Source organism: Yersinia antarctica (assembly GCF_056636475.1).
In genome coordinates, this window is record NZ_JBSJQF010000001.1 from 2,846,520 (window position 1) to 2,866,552 (window position 20,033).

Here is a 20,033-nt window from a genome sequence, read left to right on the forward strand (position 1 = left end):
ATTAAACGATATCGACATCCTCTCAGCCGCCATTCAGCCAGGTAGCGCTACGTTTCATCTATTCCATCCTGATAGATAACTTTCTCTTCTTATAAATCAATATACTGAATAAAAATATCTCTTCAGGGCTTTTCTGTCCACACCTCGCCGCATATACTGTATGCATAACCAGTTATTTTGTAAATCAGTCGTTTTTTTGTTATCACGCTCTCCCCTTAGATAACGCATTTGGAGGCTTTATGGGTGCATTCGGCAATGCTGCACAGGACTATATTGAAAAGAGAATCGACCTTAATGAACACTGCATTGAGCACCCAGCCGCCACCTTTTTCATGACCGCCAAGGGTGACGCCCTGAGTGATGCAGGTATTAACAACGGCGCACTGCTGGTGATAGATCGCAGTTTGCAGGCACAGCACGGCGATATTGTCGTTGCAACCATCGGGGGTGAGTTCAATATTAAGCGGCTTTATTTACGACCGGTTCCCCGCCTTGAGGCGCTGAATGCAGCCACTCCCCCACTCATATTATGTGAAGGGGATGAAGAGTGGGTTATCTTTGGCGTCATTGTATTTAGCATCAATAAGTTACGATAATGTTTGCTCTCGTTGACGTGAACTCATTTTATGCCAGTTGTGAAACGGTATTCAGGCCTGATTTGTATGGTCGCCCTGTGGTGGTGTTATCCAATAACGATGGCTGCGTGATTGCCCGTAGCCGGGAGGCTAAGGTCGTGGGTATTCCAATGGGGGCACCCTATTTCAAGATACAGCAAGTTATCCATCAGCATCGTGTTGTCGCGTTTAGCAGTAATTACGCACTCTACAGTGATATGTCTGCGCGGGTCATGACTATTCTTGAACAACTGGCCCCAGGGATTGAAATTTACTCAATCGATGAGGCATTTCTCAATCTTAATGGTGTACAGCATTGCATTACACTAGAAGAGTTTGGTCAGGGCGTGCGTGATAAAGTACGCAAATTGACTGGCCTAAATGTCGGTGTAGGCATCGCCCCAAGCAAGACTCTCGCCAAGCTGGCAAACCATGCTGCTAAGTTATGGCATAAAACGGGCGGTGTAGTCGATTTGTCCAATCCCATACGTCAACGCAAATTGCTGGCGCTGATGCCAGCGGCACAGGTATGGGGCGTGGGCCAGCGTACCGCAAAAAAGCTGGCAGTGATGGGGATAACCACCGCCCTTCAATTATCAGAGGCCAGCCCCGCGCTTATTCGCAAAAACTTTAGCGTCGTACTGGAACGGACAGTGCGAGAATTGCGCGGAGAAGCTTGTCTGGCGGTGGCTGAGTTCGCACCTACAAAACAACAAATAATCTGTTCGCGCTCATTTAGTAAACGCATTACAGAATATCAAAGTATGCATGAAGCCGTTTGTAGCTATGCCGAGAAAGCAGCAGAAAAGCTACGCAAGGAGCACCAATACTGTTGCCATGTATCAACCTTTATCAAAACCAGCCCTTTTGCCCGTAACGAGGTCTATTACAGTAACCTCGCCAGCACTCGCCTCAACTTTCCGACCTTGGATTCAAGGGATATTATTGCCGCAGCTCTCAAATGCCTAGCGGCAATTTGGCGACCCGGTCACCATTACCTGAAAGCAGGTATTATGTTGGGAGATTTTTCAAATCAGGGTATCGCGCAATTGGGTCTATTTGATGAGAGCAAACCGTACATTAACAGTGAATCATTGATGGCGGCTATCGACAAAATTAATCAATCCGGTAAAAGTAAAATTGCGTTTATCGGGCAAGGAGTTAATCAAGAATGGCAGATGAAACGTGAAATGTTATCACCTGCATATACTACCCGAATTCAAGATTGTCCTATCGCGGTTATCCGGTAACATAACTTAACGAATACCTCGGTGTACTGCTTATAGATGAATGTCACGTGAAAACGTTGATGGTTGGCAACAGAGGCTTAGTCCGCCCCGCATATAGAAAGGAATATTATGGGTGAATTTACCGGTTTTACTCAACATGGGCTGACATTCTTACAGCACATTGCTCACAACAATAACAAAGAATGGTTCGAGGAACATCGCGATATCTATGATCAGCATCTACTACAGCCAGTGCGAAAACTGGTTACCGACCTGAGTTCAGATATGCTGACTATTGATGAACTGTTTGAAGTTCGTCCGGCGATTGGCAAGACAATTTCTCGCATGAATCGCGATACCCGTTTCTCTCATGATAAGTCACTCTATCGCAGCAATATTTGGTTAACATTTAAAAGATCACGTAAAAATTGGACGGATGCTCCAACTTACTTTTTCGAATTTGGCCCAGACTGGTGGCGTTATGGGTTGGGGTATTACAGCGCCTCGCGAGAAACAATGGATCTTTTCAGACAACAACTGCTCCGTGCTCCGGCTGATTTTCTCACCATAGCTGACTGTATTTATCCCAATTTCTCGATTGAGGGAGAGAGTTACAAGCGCCCTTTGATTAAAGATCTACCACCGGCATTGGCGGTCTGGTACAACAAGAAGTCGTGGGCATTAATTAGCCACCGCAGAGATATGGATTTATTATTTTCCAAACAACTGGTTGACCGGTTGAGTAAAGACTTTCTCCGTCTCTCACCTATCTATGATTTTTTAATGAAAATTGAAAGCTTGAAGAAAAGTCATAATCACTTTAGCTAGGCGAGAAGATTTACCCTATCCACGGTGCAAAAGTACGATACTCAAATGGGTTTAATCCATTTACAAGCATCAAAACCTTGCAAGCTGCACAGATGAAACATTAGATTTAGAGCAGCTTGCTATTAAACGTCCATACGGTCTTATTCATCTTTTACCCCTGCCTTTCAGGGGTTTTACCTTTGATAGCGACTCAACTAATACCCCCACTACTGTAACAAATAGTTATTCATATATTCATAATCAATGGTCAGTTGTAAATAAAAAACTCATGAGCATCATCTTTTGCAACATTCAAACAGATTTGAACTATGTTTTATCTAAATAATAGACAAACAACTAGATGCAAGAGAACTCATTCACTCTTTTCATCAATTATATTTAATGCAGCCCTACAGTAAAAATCCCATCTAGTTGTTTTTAATGTATTTTTATATAACTTACATTACTTTAAATAATAGAATTATAATTGAATAAAAAAATAAATTTAAATATATTAATCATTTAATAAATACAATCTTGCCCCAGAAAAGTGCAATAGCATGAATAATCAGCACCATTATGGGGAATCAATAATTTAATTAATAAAAGTATAAAGTTTTATCTTATGAGGCCGATTACCGTCTGTAGTTATTGTATTCACCTGTTATCAGGGAACTCCCCCATTTACTGAGGTTATTATGAGAGTGAACAAGCCTGTCAGTCGGCAGGAGTATCCCATTGATCGCGATACCACCTTGCAATCCACCACCGATATTCACGGCAATATCGCCTATGCCAATGCCGCCTTTGTTCGCGCCAGTGGTTTTGAATATCAGGACTTACTGAGTCAACCGCACAATGTTGTTCGGCACCCAGATATGCCACCCGCGGCATTTGCTGACATGTGGCAAACCCTGAATGCTGGCTTATCCTAGTCATCACTGGTTAAGAATCGCCGTAAAAATGGTGACTACTATTGGGTACGCGCTAATGCTACGCCATTACGTCATGATGGCCGTCTGACCGGTTATATTTCGGTACGCATTGCCCCCACTCGCGAAGAAGTTAAACAAGCGGAAGCACTGTATGTCGATTTTAATTCGGGTAAGGCCAGGCAGCGCCGCATAGCACTATATCGAGGGTTAGTTGTTCGTACCGGTTGGTTGTCTTTATTGTCGTTGTTCCAAAAATTACCATTACGCTGCCGCTTGCGCGGGGCATTATTGGGGGCAGCTTTACTCCCTACTGTGGCCGCCGGAGTGATAGGGATAACCGGTTTGCCATTATTCGTTTTGGCCGCAGCTAGCGTTGCCAGCAGCGTGGTGACCTCCTGGTGGTTAGAACGTCAGGTTGCCCACCCTATCGCCGCAATTTTGCAACAAGCGCAAGATGTCTCTTCTGGGCAAGCGGGTGATTACGTACAGCTAAATCGCGTTGATGAAATTGGTTACTTGATGCGGAGTGTCAATCAATTAGGGCTGAATCTCCGTTCTCTGACGGATGACGTTAGCGGCCAGGTTGATGGTATTAACACTGCCAGCAGTGAAATTGCCGCAGGGAATCGTGAGTTAAAAGTTAGAACTGAACAGGCTACCGCCAACTTGCAGCATATCGTCAGCGCCACAGAACAATTAGTGGCCACAGTACAGCACAGTGCTAATAGTGCCAATGAAACCACATCGTTGGCCGCGATGAGCAGCCATGCTGCAGAACAAGGCAGCGAGTTGATGCATCAAGTCATTGAAACTATGGGCACGATTAATGCCTCCAGTCATCGTATTGTAGATATTATCAGTGTCATTGAAGGAATCGCCTTTCAGACTAACATTCTGGCGCTCAATGCGGCGGTTGAAGCGGCACGTGCTGGCGAACAAGGTCGAGGGTTTGCGGTAGTTGCCAGCGAGGTACGCCATCTGGCTCAGCGCTCTTCAACCGCGGCCAAAGAAATAAAACAATTAATTGAAACCAGTGTGGAGCGGGTTCGTGACGGTAGCGCCTTAGTGCAAAATGCTGGGGCCACCATGGATAATATCGTCAAACAAGCGGGTCAAGTTTCTACCCTAATCAGTGAAATCAGCACCTCAACCCATGAACAGACACAGGCACTTGGTCAAATTAACCAATCGATCGGTCAGTTAGATCAAATGACACACCAGAATGCGGCCATGGTTGAACAGTATGCCGGAGCGGCAGAAGAATTGGCGCATCGCACCCTGCGCCTAACAGCGGCTGTTCGAATTTACCGCCCAGTAAAATGAGATAGGTTGTTAGATGACATAACGCTGAAATAGTGCCAGCACTGATACTCCAACGCCCTACTTCGGTAGGCTTTGGTGAGGTGTTTAAGAACAGCATCCAGTAATGTTCATATTAAAATTAGCGGAGAGTGTCGCAAGATATTCTCCGCTAATGTCAGATAAGATATGACCCGTCATGACTTAAGGCTATTGGCCTGACATCTCAGATGTAATCCTTTATTTTCAGCATAATATAATATGCCCAGTAGCCATAATACTGCCGCGTTTAACGTCGCCAGAAGGCTGAGTATCATTTTTTAAAAATATCACTTCGCTTTAATAAATAAACATAATTACAACGTTCCATCGTGGGATGAAAATTAATCGCCCCCTAAAAAATGATAATAATCAAAATGATGACCAATCCTTAACTCAGCCATGTTCGGTAACTGTGTTAAATATAATAGCAGTGAAGATATACATAATTTACTCATAGAGTAACAATTAAAGGATTTGATAAATGAATTATCACACCACATACTTATAAAAAAATTAAACACAAAATAATATATTAAACGATAATTCCCCACAAAAAACACAATGTCATCATGTGCACCAAACTTGGCATTAACGATATTTATCACAAACAAATTAATAATAAGTTTGATAATTAAATAAACAGTAGAATAAGGTTATTTACAAAATATAAAACTGCAATATTACCAATTAATACTTATATATTGTTGCATAAAAATCTAAAAAAACACTTAACTATCGAGGTAAAAATCATGAGTAATAATAAATTACAACTTCGGCATGGCCGGGTCACTGATCCTCAAACACGAGGCTTGGTAGCAACTGATTTAGGATTGATTGCTGAATGGGAAAATAATGAAATGGAAGGAGGAAAAAACTTCCCTGATTTGACAGGCGGTTCTTTCGTCCCCCCTTACGAAATGGATAGTTGGAGCAACCCACCACCCCCTGATGGCCTTATTCTCAGTGGTGGTCACCGCGGTAATCGAGAGGTGGTGAATTTCACCGATAAAGAAATGCAACACAAGCTACGGTCTATCGGTCACCCTAATGATAACTTTACCTGGCCAACTATCGTGGTTAACCCAGGCAGTGACCTTGATATATATTGGGCCTACACTGTTGCTCATGTTACTCGTGGTTATCGTTGGTTTATTACCAAAGATGATTGGAACCCAGCAGAACGTATTACACGGGCTCAATTAGAGCCAGCACCGTTTTATGAAGATATCTATCCTTATGTTCCTTATTACTCGCACAACGATAAGTTAGTGGCTAAAATCGAGCACAAGGTTCATTTACCTAAAGGTAAAAAAGGCCATCACGTCATTATTCTGGCATGGATTGTTGCAGACTCAGGCAATGCGTTTTATCAAGCATGTGATGCCGACTTTGGTCAATAAATAATTAGGCTTTATCTAATTTAGCCAATCTCACTATGCAGGTGGATAAATTTCACCTGTATTTTTATACGATAGCAATAAATAAAAATCCCGCTATAGTAGTCAGGTAGTTACTCAATTATTAAATAAGGAGTTTTATGTCATCACTTAATCAAACATCTGTCCGCGCTCACAAAGGTGAAACTGATGCAAACTTACCTGGTGAAGATCATCTGATCGCCCATGAAGCTTTGCTTGTCGCGTTAATGGTTGAATGTGCTAATGAGTCAGATAACGATCAGTTCCTGGCCAGTGTCCGAGAGACGCTTAGCGGCATCTTACACTCAGCACGTTATCTGGATGCCAGCAAAATAGCCAAAGGCCTGCTCGATGAGGCTGATGATAAAGCCAACCGTTAGTCTATAGCCCTCATCATTGAGGGCTTTTTATTGGTTCATCCTCAGGGTCGTGCCGGTTGTTCAACAATGGCAATAACATGATAATCAACCAATTAAAACGACAACATGATCCATTAAGGTCACACGGTGGTATCGCGTCAGGCGATTAACCTGATTACCCGCATATACAGCAGCACTGTCGTCCTTACTACTGATATCTCCCATCTGAACACCGTATTTTCTGCATCATTGGCTGAAGTATCTACTGGAACATCGCTATCGTGGCGGCTGTACAGGCCTGTGCTAAGGCAAAGGTGAAGGAAATAATAATTGGGTGATCTAGTGACTAAAAAGTCATTTTCGCTCACTCTGTCCATGATTTTTATATGGTTTTACGTTATCGTTATTGTACTTTGCGTATTCGACCTAAAAGATCAATTCGGCAAGGTTTATGAAGCCAAAAAATACAAGGAGGAAAAGTGCTGCTGGATAAATTCTTGCTAGTTGCCATTATTGTTTTATTATCACTTTTTACCTGGTTGTTTTTCTCACCATACCATATGTATTCAATAGTTTATGAGTTTTTAGAGGTATTTGGTTTTAAAGAGGGATACAACAGTTTAGGCATCACTTCAGCCACGGCAACACCGGAATAAACAGATAAATAACAGGTGCCACATCGGGCACCTGTCTTATTTATTTCACAGCCAACTTTATTGACTACTGATTTCATTTTGCTCTTTCGGCGGCAGAACTGAATAACTGGCAACTATCGCCGTAAGAATAATAAACAGATGCCCTTCTGAAGAGTCGAGTAAGAAGGAATTAAACAAGTGGCAAGCCAAATAGGCACCAAGTAATGCAATCAGCACATTTCTAACCTGAGCAGATAAACGCCATGCGGAGCGGAAATAACACCACATCCATCCCAGGAATAAGGCTAACCCGACCAATCCCGACTGAACTGTCTGCATCAGATATTCATTATGTGGATTGATGCTATACGCACTTTGCGAGAAAGAATACCAAAAACCCCCAGCCCCATGACCCAATATCGGCGCATCCTCAATCAACTTCACTGAGGCGAGCATAAATGCGGTACGTAGCCCCATCGAGCTATCACAGGAAACATTAGCATCACCATTCGAGACGGCCAGACAGGTTTTAACCTCAGTCACGCCCTGCTGCAACCGATCTACCGCCCGGTTAGGCACCATAAGTACAATGGCCGCGACGATAAATGCGCAAACGACCATCGCCAAGCGCTGGCGGATTGACAGTGACAGTAACCCCCACAGGCCAAATGCCGCGGCCAATGCAACATAGCCGGTGCGGCCTTGCACCATAAACACAATGTTATAGATAGCCAAACACATCAACAGACCATAACCCCAACGCTTCCATCCTTGGCTTCTAAAAGCCAGAGCAAGCCAGATAACGGCGGCCAGTGCCATAAAGAAATTATGCGTAATTTGCAGTTTAAACACAGAGGGATTCAGTGGATCGATATGCCCCAACGGCAGATGGAGAAGGCCAACCCACAGGCTGGCTGCCAGGATAACGGCATTTGCCAGTAAAAAACCTTTGGCAAAATAGCCAGCCAATGAACGTGACAGCACAAAGAACATCGCTAACGGTAAGATATACAGTAATTTGGAGTACTTGCTGACCATCACTTTGCCGTATAGGTTATGCTGCCAGAGCAACGACAGTGCCAGCAGCATGAACATAATGGCAGGCAACCAAATCAACGGATTCTTTGCCAACGTTTTCACATAGCGAGTATCGCGGTTCAGCAGCAAACAGATGACAGCTAACACCATCGACAAATTCATTATGAAATTAGAAGTGGGTAGACCAATACCTAACAGGAATGCCGTAGCACAGGAAAACATGCCAACATATCGATGCACTGGCGCTGAGCCGGGCAAAGAAGTAGAAACCGGAGAAATCATAAGTCACTCACTTCGAATTGATAATCAGTTGAGGCTATCAGATACCTTTTCACAAAGGATAGCAGCCCCAATTTACGCCATAACCAACCATCAGATAACCACTAGCTATGGCAATATTTTGTGGCGAGTGCCGTTATGCTGCCAGTGATCTAAACAAGTAACGGAACCACCATAATGGTCGCCACCAAAGCTTGCGTTCAGGCACCGTCGGCACACGTGAATGCACTTTTTTAATTTCCCAGTTAAAGTTAAGAAATATCCGGCTATGGCCATATTCTGCACCAAACCGTGCAATTTCACTCTTCTTCCGGTCATCAATCGGGGCGTTGTGAGTCAAATCACGATCCAGAGAATGGTAGCTTTTCTTCCTATCTACATTACGCTCAATGCATCGGTACTGCTTAGGCAGATAACGTGGTGTGCTACCATGATCTTTATGGAACTTCACAAACCGATAATCCTCCGAGCCATAATGGCCAGCGAACTCTTCATCATACCCATACAACCTAAAGAACCGTGCTCTGGACATGAAGAACAGGTTAGGATGGCCACGATAGGCTTTACCTGTTTTTTCATCTGTGCGGTAGATACGATATAGGGAACGGCCAGGGTTACGGGCATTCACCAAATAACGCAGGGTGTCTGCCGGTAGCAAGCAATCTAAATCAGTAATGATAATCTTATCTGACTTCGCGTATGTCACCCCCAGATTCCGAGAGCCGGCCTGATTCCACTGAATATCAGTGGTTATTCTTAACCACGTGAAATTCAAATCATAATCCTTTACGTCATACTCTAATGGCGAGCAATCATCGACGATGACAAACTCCACTGCATCTTTAATATCATCAGGGTAAGTTTCATATTCCTTCAACAAAGATTCAACAGAATCCATATTTCCCTGATTACAGTAAAAATGAGTTACATAAGTCAGTTTGATATGCTGCTTATCTAACGGATGCCGTGCTTTAACAATTTCTACATCCTTTGTCACAATGTAAACCTCTGTTTTAAGAGAGAAAATAAAGAATAAGATTTTTATAATATCTTGAAAACTGCGAGCTAAATAAGCTCAGTACAATTCGCCAGCAGCTATATGCCAAATAACTTGCGGTAAAGGATAAAGAGTTACCATAATCAGTCAAATATTTTCTTCATATATTCCTACCGCAAGAACAGTTTGAGAGGTGAATAACAATTTAATAACAAATAAGAGATAAATCTGTACTAGTAGATATTTAAGCAATCAACTTCGTCCCTTCTTGGGATAAAAAAAGCCTCACGGTAGCTTAAACTCCCGCGAGGCTTTGTTCTGCTCAACAATTTACATGTTGTCGATGATATCTTGACCAAACTCGCTACATTTGCGCAGTTTAGCGCCATCCATCAGGCGTTCGAAATCATAAGTCACGGTCTTGGCCTGAATTGCGCCTTCGGTGCCTTTGATAATCAAGTCAGCCGCTTCGAACCAACCCATATGACGTAGCATCATTTCTGCGGACAGAATGATTGAGCCTGGGTTCACTTTATCCTGACCAGCATATTTTGGTGCAGTGCCGTGAGTGGCCTCAAACAAAGCACAATCATCACCAATGTTGGCACCCGGAGCAATACCGATACCGCCAACCTGAGCAGCCAAGGCGTCAGAGATGTAATCACCATTCAGGTTCATACAGGCGATAACATCATATTCAGCAGGACGCAGCAGAATTTGTTGCAGGAAGGCATCAGCAATCACATCTTTGATAATGATCTCTTTGCCATTATTGGGGTTCTTGATTTTAACCCAAGGACCGCCATCGATCAGCTCACCACCAAATTCCTCACGTGCTAACTGGTAACCCCAGTCTTTAAAGGCACCTTCGGTGAATTTCATAATGTTGCCTTTATGAACCAGAGTTACTGATTCACGATCGTTGGTAATTGCATACTCAATTGCCGCACGAACCAAGCGCTTAGTCCCTTCTTCTGAGCAAGGTTTGATACCAATACCGCATTGTTCAGGGAAACGGATTTTCTTCACACCCATCTCTTCACGCAGGAACTTAATCACTTTTTCAGCTTCTGGTGAACCGGCTTTCCATTCGATTCCAGCATAGATATCTTCCGCGTTTTCGCGGAAAATCACCATGTTGGTCAATTCAGGGTGTTTTACCTGGCTTGGGGTCCCTTCGTAATAACGCACCGGACGCAGGCACACATACAGATCAAGTTGTTGGCGCAAAGCAACGTTCAACGAACGAATACCGCCACCGACCGGGGTAGTCAATGGGCCTTTAATCGCCACGCGGTACTCACGAATCAGATCCAATGTTTCTTCTGGCAGCCAAACATCTTTGCCATAAACATGCGTTGACTTCTCACCGGTGTAGATTTCCATCCAGGAGATTTTACGCTCACCTTTATAGGCTTTCTTAACCGCGGCATCTACCACGTGGATCATGGCAGGGGTCACATCAACGCCGATACCATCACCTTCAATAAATGGAATGATCGGATTATGCGGAACAACCAGTTTACCCTGAGCATCGACAGTAATTTTCTTACCTTCTGCCGGAACAACTACTTTGCTTTCCATCAACCTTCTCCTTCAGCGCAATTTTGTTAATGCCTTGTAAGATTCGTGTCAATACTACTTGAATATTCGTTCCACGCCAATCCGAAACGGATTGAGGTATAATGCGCTAATCATTCGGAATCGCAATAAACATGAATAAATTCTCTGTTAAAAATCACAAAGTTAACCGATTCAGCACCAAGACGCCGGCCAAACGGGTAAAGCCTGTCGGCCCAAGGAGAGTGTTGTTATTCAACAAACCTTTCGATGTCTTGCCACAATTTACCGATGAGTCTGGCCGTAGCACATTGAAGGAATTTATCCCCTTTAACGACGTTTATGCCGCAGGCAGACTCGATCGCGACAGTGAAGGTTTACTGGTATTAACCAATGATGGCAAGTTGCAAGCCAAACTCACCCAACCGGGCGAGAAAACAGGTAAAATCTATTTTGTACAAGTAGAAGGAATACCTGGCGATGATGCTCTCGGCCAATTACGCCGTGGTGTCACCTTAAAAGATGGCCCTACCTTACCCGCAGGGGCTGAGTTGGTTAATGAACCTGAGTGGCTATGGCCGCGGGTGCCCCCGATCAGAGAGCGCAAAAATAGTCCTACCTGCTGGCTACAGATCACACTTTACGAAGGTCGTAATCGGCAAGTGCGCAGAATGACGGCCCATATTGGCTTCCCTACCCTGCGTCTGATACGGTTTAGTGTAGGAAATTTAAGCCTTGCCGACCTACAGCCCGGCGAATGGAAGGAGATTAACTATGTTTAAGCCCCATGTAACTGTCGCTTGTGTTGTGCACGCACAAGGGAAATTCTTAGTTGTCGAAGAGACGATTAATGGCAAAAAACTATGGAATCAACCGGCTGGACATTTGGAAGCCAATGAAACTCTGTTGCAAGCCGCAGAGAGAGAGTTGTGGGAAGAGACCGGAATTCGCGCCACACCGCAATCTTTTCTGCGAATGCATCAATGGATAGCCCCGGACAAGACCCCATTTTTGCGCTTCGCTTTCGTTATTGAACTGCTGGCCCCCTTACCCACCCATCCTCATGATAGTGATATTGATTGCTGTCGGTGGCTCTTGGCTGATGAAATACTGCAATCAGCCAATTTACGTTCACCATTAGTGGCCGAGAGTATCCGCTGTTACCAACAACCCGAACGTTATTCCCTTGATCTGGTTGGTTCTTTTAACTGGCCTTTATAAAAAGTAGCGTTGATTTACTCAGGTAATTTCGTCGAGAGCGCGAATCTAGAATGCAGCCGAGCGGTCAACGTGATAAAATCCGGCGCTTGTTTTTATAATGCCTTGCCCGTGGCGATAAAGTGTTCGGATAGTGCTATCCGCCTTGGTCTCTATCAGAAGCTTAGGTATTTACGTTAGTGAGACTCCCATGTCAGATAATAGCCAGAAAAAAGTAATCGTCGGTATGTCCGGCGGTGTCGACTCTTCCGTTTCCGCCTACCTGCTTCAGCAACAGGGTTACCAAGTTGCCGGTTTGTTCATGAAGAATTGGGAAGAGGATGATGGCGAAGAGTATTGCTCAGCAGCGACCGATTTGGCCGATGCGCAAGCAGTATGCGACAAACTGGGCATGGAGTTGCACACCGTCAATTTTGCCGCAGAATATTGGGATAACGTGTTCGAATTGTTCCTGGAAGAATATAAAGCCGGGCGCACACCTAACCCTGATATTCTGTGTAATAAAGAGATCAAGTTTAAAGCTTTCCTTGAGTTTGCCGCCGAAGACTTAGGGGCTGACTATATTGCCACTGGCCACTATGTTCGCCGCCAGGATGTCAATGGCAAAAGCCGTTTACTACGTGGTCTGGATGGCAATAAAGATCAAAGTTACTTCCTCTATACATTAAGCCACGAACAACTGGCCCAAAGCCTATTCCCGGTCGGCGAACTGGAAAAACCCGAAGTGCGCCGTATCGCCGAGCAACTTGATCTGGTCACCGCCAAGAAAAAAGACTCCACCGGCATCTGCTTTATCGGTGAGCGCAAATTCCGTGATTTCCTGGGGCGTTATCTGCCCGCACAACCCGGCCCTATCATGACTGTTGACGGTCAGCATATGGGCGAGCATCAGGGATTGATGTATCACACCTTGGGGCAACGTAAAGGGCTGGGTATCGGTGGCACCAAAGATGGCGGTGATGACCCATGGTATGTGGTAGATAAAGATGTCGCCAATAATATCTTGCTTGTGGCGCAAGGACATGAACATCCACGGTTAATGTCAGTCGGTCTGATAGCCCAACAGTTGCATTGGGTTGACCGTCAACCGATAACCGCCGCTTTTCAGTGTGTGGTGAAAACACGCTACCGTCAGCAGGATATTCCCTGCACCGTCACCCCGCTGGATGATGAGCGTATCGAGGTCAGATTCGATAGCCCGGTTGCCGCAGTAACCCCGGGTCAGTCCGCTGTATTTTATCAAGGTGAAGTCTGCCTTGGCGGCGGTATCATTGAAGAGCGTTATCCACTGACTGACGTAGTAACAAACTAAATCAGCCCAGCAATGAACCAGAACGTTTACAGGAGTGACCGTGGCGAAGAATTATTATGACATTACGCTGGCACTGACAGGGATCTGCCAGTCCGCTCGCTTGGTTCAGCAACTGGCTCATGAAGGCCAGTGCGATAATGAGGCATTGAACACCATCTTGGGCGGGCTACTACAGACCGACCCACCGTCAACACTTGCGGTGTACGGCGGTAATGAGCAATCGCTGAAAATGGGATTGGAGACGCTGCAAACGGTCTTAAATGCCAATCGTCAGGGGCCAGCAGCAGAATTGACCCGCTATACCCTCAGCTTAATGGTGTTAGAACGCAAGCTCAATGGCAATAAGCCTGCCATGAATACATTGGGTGACCGAATCAATCAGCTTGATCGCCAACTGGCACATTTCGATCTTGAATCAGAAACAATGATGAGTTCACTGGCATCCATTTATACTGATGTCATCAGCCCTCTCGGCCCACGCATTCAGGTTACCGGTTCACCCGCTATTTTACAAAGCACGTTGGTGCAGGCAAAAGTTCGTGCCGCCCTGCTGGCGGGTATTCGCTCAGCCGTGCTTTGGCAACAAGTCGGTGGAAGCCGCTTGCAGTTAATGTTTTCGCGAAATCGTCTTTTTAAACAGGCACAGAGTATTCTTGCTCATAATTGAACCATACCAAAGTAATTGGAGTTGCCACCGATGGAATTATCCTCACTGACCGCCGTTTCACCTATTGATGGTCGCTACGGCGACAAAGTCAGCGCACTGCGCCCAATCTTTAGCGAATTCGGTTTGCTGAAATTCCGCGTGCAGGTCGAAGTACGTTGGCTGCAAAAACTGGCCGCCTGCGCAGAGATCAAAGAAGTTCCGGCTTTTGATGCCGACGCAAACGCTTACCTTGACAAGATCGTGCAACAGTTCAACGAACAAGATGCACAGCGCATCAAAACCATTGAGCGCACGACTAATCATGATGTGAAAGCTGTTGAGTATTTCCTGAAAGAAAAAGTAGCGAGTGTTCCGGCGTTGCACGCAGTGTCAGAATTTATTCACTTTGCTTGTACTTCAGAAGATATCAATAACTTATCCCACGCCTTAATGTTGCAAACCGCCCGTCAGGATGTGGTATTGCCAATGTGGCGGCAGATTATTGATTCAATTAAAGCGCTGGCCCACCAGTACCGTGATTTGCCACTGCTGTCCCGTACCCATGGTCAGCCAGCCACACCTTCAACCATCGGTAAAGAACTGGCTAACGTTGCTTACCGTATGGAGCGCCAGTTCCGTCAACTGTCACAAGTGGAAATTCTGGGTAAAATCAACGGTGCAGTAGGTAACTATAATGCTCACATCGTTGCTTATCCTGAAGTGGACTGGCATCAGTTCAGCGAAAGTTTTGTCACGTCGCTGGGGATCAACTGGAACCCATACACTACGCAAATTGAACCTCATGATTACATTGCCGAACTGTTTGATTGTGTTGCCCGTTTCAATACTATCCTGATCGATTTTGACCGTGATATTTGGGGTTACGTTGCCCTAAATCATTTCAAACAAAAAACTATCGCCGGTGAAATCGGTTCAAGCACCATGCCCCATAAAGTGAACCCCATTGATTTCGAAAACTCCGAAGGCAATTTGGGCATGTCCAATGCGGTGCTCGGACATCTGGCCAGTAAATTACCGGTTTCCCGCTGGCAGCGCGACCTGACTGACTCCACAGTGCTCCGTAATTTAGGTGTTGGTTTGGGCTATGCGTTAATAGCCTATCAGGCGACAATGAAAGGCATTAGCAAGTTGGAAGTCAACGAAACGCACCTACTGGATGAGCTTGATCACAACTGGGAAGTTCTGGCTGAGCCGATCCAAACCGTAATGCGCCGTTATGGCATTGAAAAACCGTATGAAAAACTCAAAGAACTCACCCGTGGCAAGCGGGTAGATGCCGCAGGCATGCAGGCATTTATCGATGGCCTTGCCTTACCGGAAGAAGAAAAAACCCGGTTGAAAGCAATGACGCCCGCTAATTATATTGGCCGGGCAGCCACTATGGTCGATGAATTAAAGTAATTTTTTAATCCCTAATACAGGTGGTAGCCCTATGCCACCTGTATTATCCTCCTGATTTCTCTTATTTTCCTGCGTACTCTCCCCTCCTGTTTAGCAACGGTTTAGCCGTTATCATCGATAATATCCGCGATGCCAAAAGGACGTTACAATTGCAGGAGCTATTATTATATGTTGAAGCAAACCTTATTATCTCTCGCCCTGATGGGTACCTGTACAGCCGCAATAGCAGGTGATTACACTTATGTAGCGGGTGGCTTGCAATACGGTGCCATCAGCAATAAGGCCCGTTTTGATAAACAGTTTGACCAAAAAAAGTACAGCCAGACTGGTAATCGCGAGATGGGCGGCATTTATCTGAATGGTGGCTATGGATTTGATAATGATCTCTTTATTGATGCCCGCCTGAACAGTATTGCCAATAACGATCGCGGCCTTGCACAAGCAGTGCTCGGCTTGGGGTACCACTTTGCTTTTTCACCTAATATCGATTTTTATAGCTTAGTGGGTGGCAGCCGCCATGCGATGGTATTTGATGCCAGCAAAGACGGTAAAAAAACCAATACCTACAATAGCGCTACCGGTGAAATCGGTATTAAGAGCAAACTCACGCAAAGTATCGGTATGGATGTTGCCTATCGCCTGGCAAATTATGACCACCGGGCATTCCATGAAGCGCGAATTACGACGAGCTACGCCTTAACACAGAGCCTTGCAGCGGAAGTAGGTTACACCTACCATAACTGGAAAGTGAGTGATCAAGCAATGCAAGCAGGTTTACGTTACAACTTCTAAGTCATTGATTTTAATTATTTACTTGCCGGGTAATATTGAGTTGCCCGGTTAAGTCTTATCGAGGAATGTGGTATGCGGGTTCTGGTTGTGGAAGATAATGCTTTATTGCGTCACCATCTTACCGTGCAAATGCGTGAAATGGGCCATCAGGTTGATGCAGCGGAAGATGCTAAAGAAGCAGACTATTTCTTGCAAGAGCATGCCCCGGATATCGCGATTATTGATCTCGGCCTTCCCGGGGAAGATGGCTTAAGTCTTATTCGTCGCTGGCGCAGTCATCAAACAAACTTACCTATTCTGGTGCTCACAGCACGGGAAAGCTGGCAAGATAAAGTCGCCGTGCTGGAAGCGGGTGCCGATGATTACGTGACTAAGCCCTTTCATCTTGAAGAAGTCATCGCACGGATGCAGGCGTTGATGCGCCGCAATATTGGTTTAGCATCTCAGGTAATTGAATTCCCTCCGTTTCAGATTGACCTCTCGCGCCGAGAGTTGTGTGTCAATCAGCAACAGATTAAACTGACGGCCTTTGAATACACTATCATCGAAACCCTTATTCGTAATGCCGGTAAAGTGGTCAGCAAAGATACGCTCATGCTGCAACTCTATCCTGATGCAGAACTACGTGAGAGCCACACCATCGATGTATTAATGGGCCGTTTGCGTAAAAAGCTACTGGCAGAACATGAAGGCGAAGTGATTACGACCATCCGAGGTCAGGGATACCGTTTTGACGCCAGCTAGACACTATGTTCAGGAAAAATAGCAAACCGTTCTCTCTTCGTGCGCGTTTTCTTATGGCGACAGCAGGTGTCATTTTAGCGCTGTCGTTATCTTATGGCATGGTTGCCGTGGTTGGGTACATTGTCAGCTTTGATAAAAATACCTTCAGTGCCCATCGCGGTGAAAGTAACTTATTTTTCAGTTTGGCTCAGTGGCATGATAATAAACTGAGTATTTCGGTTCCCCCTGAACTTGAACTGAACATCCCAACGTTGGTGCTGATTTATGACAAAGACGGCAATATTTTGTGGCGTCAGCGCCATGTGCCCGAGCTTGAATCGCATATCGAAAAAAGTTGGTTACAAAAACCCGGCTTCTACGAACTGGATACCGGGACACACATCAGTAGCATGATGTTGGGTGATAACCCCAAAGCCCAAGACCAGCTAAAAAAATATGACGATACTGATAACAGCGCCCTAACGCACTCAATCTCCGTCAATACTTATCCTGCGACCTCACGCTTACCACAGCTCACCATTGTGGTCGTAGATACCATCCCGCAGGAGTTACAACGTTCTGACTTGGTGTGGAACTGGTTTAGCTATGTGTTACTGGCTAATTTGCTGTTGGTGGTTCCCTTACTGTGGCTGGCGGCCTACTGGAGCCTGCGGCCAATTAAAGCACTGGTCAGTCAAATCAGTCAGTTGGAAAAAGGTGAACGCGAACAACTGGATGAAAATCCACCGCGTGAATTACAGAGTTTGGTTCGAAACCTCAATATTTTGCTCACCAATGAGCGTCAACGTTACACCAAGTATCGCACAACCTTGTCGGATCTCACCCACAGCCTTAAGACCCCACTGGCGGTATTACAGACCACCCTGCGTTCTTTACGTACCGGCAAGCAGACGACCATCGAAGAGGTCGAACCTATCATGCTAGAGCAGATAAGCCGTATCTCTCAGCAAATTGGCTATTACCTGCACCGCGCCAGTATGCGTTCCGAACAGAATGTACTGGTCCGGGAAATCCACTCGGTACCGGCGCTGTTAGACAGCTTGTGCAGCGCACTGAATAAAGTCTATCAGCGTAAAGGGGTAGTACTCACGCTGGATATCTCACCTGAAGTCACCTTCCTTGGTGATAAAAATGACTTTATGGAAGTGATGGGCAACGTACTGGATAACGCTTGCAAGTATTGTCTTGAATTCGTTGAAATTACCGCCCTACACTCTGAAAAACAGCTAACTATTGTGGTGGATGATGATGGACCGGGTATTCCTGAAAATAAGCGGTTGCTGATTTTCCAGCGCGGCCAGCGAGTTGACACTTTGCGCCCTGGACAAGGGCTGGGGCTATCAGTGGCCGCCGAAATTATTGAACAGTATCAAGGTGAGATTTCCATCACTGAAAGCCCGTTAGGTGGAGCCAAAATGATGGTAACTTTTGGCCAGCAACATGATTATCACGATGATTAACAAAATTTGCCTGCCAACCCCTGATACTAAAGGCCGGCTTCCGTTATAATCACAAGCAAATTCCCTCCTATTCTGGAATAAACATGGATTACCAACTCTGTCTCGATTGGCCTGACTTTCTGCAACGTTACTGGCAGAAACGCCCCGTTATCCTCAAACGCGGTTTTAAAAACTTTATAGACCCGCTCTCGCCGGATGAACTTGCTGGGCTAGCGATGGAAAATGAAGTCGACAGCCGCTTGGTAAGCCATGAAGATGGTCGTTGGCAAGTGAGCCACGGCCCGTTTGAGAGTTTTGATCACTTAGGTGAAACCAACTGGTCGCTGCTGGTTCAAGCTGTTGACCATTGGCATGAGCCTGCCGCTGCATTAATGCGCCCCTTCCGCCAGCTATCTGACTGGCGTATGGATGATTTGATGATCTCCTTCTCCGTACCCGGTGGCGGTGTTGGCCCACATTTTGATCAATATGATGTCTTTATCATTCAGGGGACTGGCCGCCGCCGCTGGCGAGTGGGTGAAAAAACTGAAATGAAGCAGCATTGCCCACACCCTGACTTGCTACAAGTCGCTCCCTTTGATGCCATCATTGATGAGGAAATGGAGCCGGGCGATATTCTCTACATTCCACCGGGTTTCCCCCATGAAGGCTATGCACTTGAAAATGCATTGAATTATTCAGTCGGTTTCCGCGCGCCAAATGGCCGTGAATTAGTCAGTGGTTTTGCCGATTATATCCTTTCGCGTGAATTGGGGAGCTACCGTTACAGTGATCCTGATTTGCAACTGCGTGACCAGCCAGCAGATATTTTGCCACATGAAGTCGATAAGCTGCGGGCAATGATGTTGGATTTACTCCAGCAACCCGAGCATTTCCAAAACTGGTTTGGTGAGTTTACTTCTCAATCACGTCATGAGCTGGATGTTGCGCCACCTGAACCACCTTATCAGGCCAGTGAGATCTATGATTTGCTACAACAAGGTGAAGCATTACGCCGCCTTAGTGGCCTGCGCGCTTTACGTATTGGTGATAGCTGCTTTGTTAACGGTGAACTGATTGATACGCCGCATATGAGTGCTGCCAATGCTTTGTGTCAACATTTCAGTGTGGATGCTCAACAACTTGGTGATGCATTGGAAGACCCAGCGTTCCTGGCACTGCTGGCGGAACTGGTTAATAGCGGTTATTGGTATTTCAACGACTAATCTCTGCGATATATGATACCAA

General features: G+C 45.5%; 18 protein-coding genes and 2 pseudogenes. 16 read left to right on the forward strand and 4 right to left on the reverse strand.

Annotation, left to right across the window (positions count from 1 at the left end; translation table 11 throughout):
• The first annotated feature begins 239 nt into the window (after nt 1-239).
• From umuD to ACWJJO_RS13320, 4 genes and pseudogenes are all read left to right on the forward strand, one after another.
• Nucleotides 240-596, forward strand: coding sequence for a translesion error-prone DNA polymerase V autoproteolytic subunit (gene umuD / locus ACWJJO_RS13305; RefSeq protein WP_032905840.1), 357 nt, complete (start codon nt 240-242; stop codon nt 594-596).
• Nucleotides 596-1,864: a translesion error-prone DNA polymerase V subunit UmuC gene (gene umuC, locus ACWJJO_RS13310; RefSeq protein ID WP_083158560.1), complete on the forward strand. Its 1,269-nt coding sequence runs from the start codon at nt 596-598 to the stop codon at nt 1,862-1,864. Before umuD ends, umuC begins: the two co-directional genes overlap by 1 nt.
• A 108-nt stretch (nt 1,865-1,972) precedes the next feature.
• Nucleotides 1,973-2,671 (forward strand): DUF2461 domain-containing protein, encoded by a 699-nt coding sequence (locus tag ACWJJO_RS13315; RefSeq protein ID WP_420073947.1) that lies wholly within the window; start codon nt 1,973-1,975, stop codon nt 2,669-2,671.
• Between the two features lie 677 nt (nt 2,672-3,348).
• Nucleotides 3,349-4,908: pseudogene (locus ACWJJO_RS13320) on the forward strand (methyl-accepting chemotaxis protein).
• A gap of 44 nt (nt 4,909-4,952) precedes the next feature.
• Here ACWJJO_RS13320 and ACWJJO_RS13325 read toward each other — a convergent pair.
• Nucleotides 4,953-5,201 (reverse strand): annotated as a pseudogene (locus ACWJJO_RS13325) (IS4 family transposase); the annotation flags it as partial.
• Nucleotides 5,202-5,675: 474 nt separating this feature from the next.
• Here ACWJJO_RS13325 and ACWJJO_RS13330 point away from each other — a divergent pair.
• From ACWJJO_RS13330 to ACWJJO_RS13340, 3 genes are all read left to right on the forward strand, one after another.
• Nucleotides 5,676-6,326: a lytic polysaccharide monooxygenase auxiliary activity family 9 protein gene (locus tag ACWJJO_RS13330; protein WP_481091129.1), complete on the forward strand. Its 651-nt coding sequence runs from the start codon at nt 5,676-5,678 to the stop codon at nt 6,324-6,326.
• Nucleotides 6,327-6,463: 137 nt separating this feature from the next.
• Complete coding sequence (locus ACWJJO_RS13335; protein ID WP_083158556.1) at nt 6,464-6,724, forward strand: hypothetical protein; 261 nt, start codon at nt 6,464-6,466, stop codon at nt 6,722-6,724.
• A gap of 458 nt (nt 6,725-7,182) precedes the next feature.
• Nucleotides 7,183-7,359: a hypothetical protein gene (locus ACWJJO_RS13340; RefSeq protein ID WP_481091130.1), complete on the forward strand. Its 177-nt coding sequence runs from the start codon at nt 7,183-7,185 to the stop codon at nt 7,357-7,359.
• A gap of 57 nt (nt 7,360-7,416) precedes the next feature.
• Here the strand turns inward: ACWJJO_RS13340 and ACWJJO_RS13345 are convergent, their stop codons facing one another.
• From ACWJJO_RS13345 to icd, 3 genes are all read right to left on the reverse strand, one after another.
• Nucleotides 7,417-8,658, reverse strand: coding sequence for an O-antigen ligase family protein (locus ACWJJO_RS13345; protein WP_372569279.1), 1,242 nt, complete (start codon nt 8,656-8,658; stop codon nt 7,417-7,419).
• 133 nt (nt 8,659-8,791) lie between these two features.
• Nucleotides 8,792-9,652, reverse strand: a complete 861-nt coding sequence (locus tag ACWJJO_RS13350) for a glycosyltransferase family A protein (protein ID WP_083158555.1) — start codon at nt 9,650-9,652, stop codon at nt 8,792-8,794.
• Nucleotides 9,653-9,982: 330 nt separating this feature from the next.
• On the reverse strand, nt 9,983-11,236 hold the full coding sequence (icd, locus tag ACWJJO_RS13355; RefSeq protein ID WP_481091131.1) for an NADP-dependent isocitrate dehydrogenase: 1,254 nt from the start codon (nt 11,234-11,236) through the stop codon (nt 9,983-9,985).
• A 131-nt stretch (nt 11,237-11,367) separates the two neighbouring features.
• Here icd and rluE point away from each other — a divergent pair, with 131 nt between their 5' ends.
• The 9 genes from rluE to ACWJJO_RS13400 all read left to right on the forward strand — a co-directional run bounded on the left by rluE (nt 11,368) and on the right by ACWJJO_RS13400 (nt 20,011).
• Nucleotides 11,368-11,994 carry a 23S rRNA pseudouridine(2457) synthase RluE gene (gene rluE, locus ACWJJO_RS13360; RefSeq protein WP_083158554.1) on the forward strand — a complete coding sequence of 209 codons (627 nt, stop codon included), beginning with the start codon at nt 11,368-11,370 and terminating at the stop codon, nt 11,992-11,994.
• Nucleotides 11,987-12,433 (forward strand): NUDIX hydrolase, encoded by a 447-nt coding sequence (locus ACWJJO_RS13365; RefSeq protein ID WP_083158553.1) that lies wholly within the window; start codon nt 11,987-11,989, stop codon nt 12,431-12,433. Before rluE ends, ACWJJO_RS13365 begins: the two co-directional genes overlap by 8 nt.
• A 187-nt stretch (nt 12,434-12,620) precedes the next feature.
• The gene (gene mnmA / locus ACWJJO_RS13370) at nt 12,621-13,742 is read left to right on the forward strand and encodes a tRNA 2-thiouridine(34) synthase MnmA (RefSeq protein ID WP_442847748.1); all 1,122 of its coding nucleotides are present in this window, start codon (nt 12,621-12,623) and stop codon (nt 13,740-13,742) included.
• A 40-nt stretch (nt 13,743-13,782) separates the two neighbouring features.
• The gene (hflD, locus tag ACWJJO_RS13375; protein WP_481091132.1) at nt 13,783-14,409 is read left to right on the forward strand and encodes a high frequency lysogenization protein HflD; all 627 of its coding nucleotides are present in this window, start codon (nt 13,783-13,785) and stop codon (nt 14,407-14,409) included.
• A 30-nt stretch (nt 14,410-14,439) separates the two neighbouring features.
• Nucleotides 14,440-15,810, forward strand: coding sequence for an adenylosuccinate lyase (purB, locus tag ACWJJO_RS13380; protein WP_083158550.1), 1,371 nt, complete (start codon nt 14,440-14,442; stop codon nt 15,808-15,810).
• 168 nt (nt 15,811-15,978) lie between these two features.
• Nucleotides 15,979-16,602, forward strand: a complete 624-nt coding sequence (locus tag ACWJJO_RS13385; protein ID WP_083158549.1) for a YPO1635 family putative outer membrane beta-barrel protein — start codon at nt 15,979-15,981, stop codon at nt 16,600-16,602.
• Between the two features lie 72 nt (nt 16,603-16,674).
• A complete protein-coding gene (phoP, locus tag ACWJJO_RS13390; protein WP_042569971.1) occupies nt 16,675-17,346 on the forward strand; it encodes a two-component system response regulator PhoP in 672 nt (223 codons plus the stop codon).
• Nucleotides 17,347-17,351: 5 nt separating this feature from the next.
• Complete coding sequence (gene phoQ / locus ACWJJO_RS13395; protein ID WP_083158547.1) at nt 17,352-18,806, forward strand: two-component system sensor histidine kinase PhoQ; 1,455 nt, start codon at nt 17,352-17,354, stop codon at nt 18,804-18,806.
• Nucleotides 18,807-18,889: 83 nt separating this feature from the next.
• Nucleotides 18,890-20,011, forward strand: coding sequence for a ribosomal protein uL16 3-hydroxylase (locus tag ACWJJO_RS13400; RefSeq protein WP_372569282.1), 1,122 nt, complete (start codon nt 18,890-18,892; stop codon nt 20,009-20,011).
• The last annotated feature ends 22 nt before the right edge of the window (nt 20,012-20,033 follow it).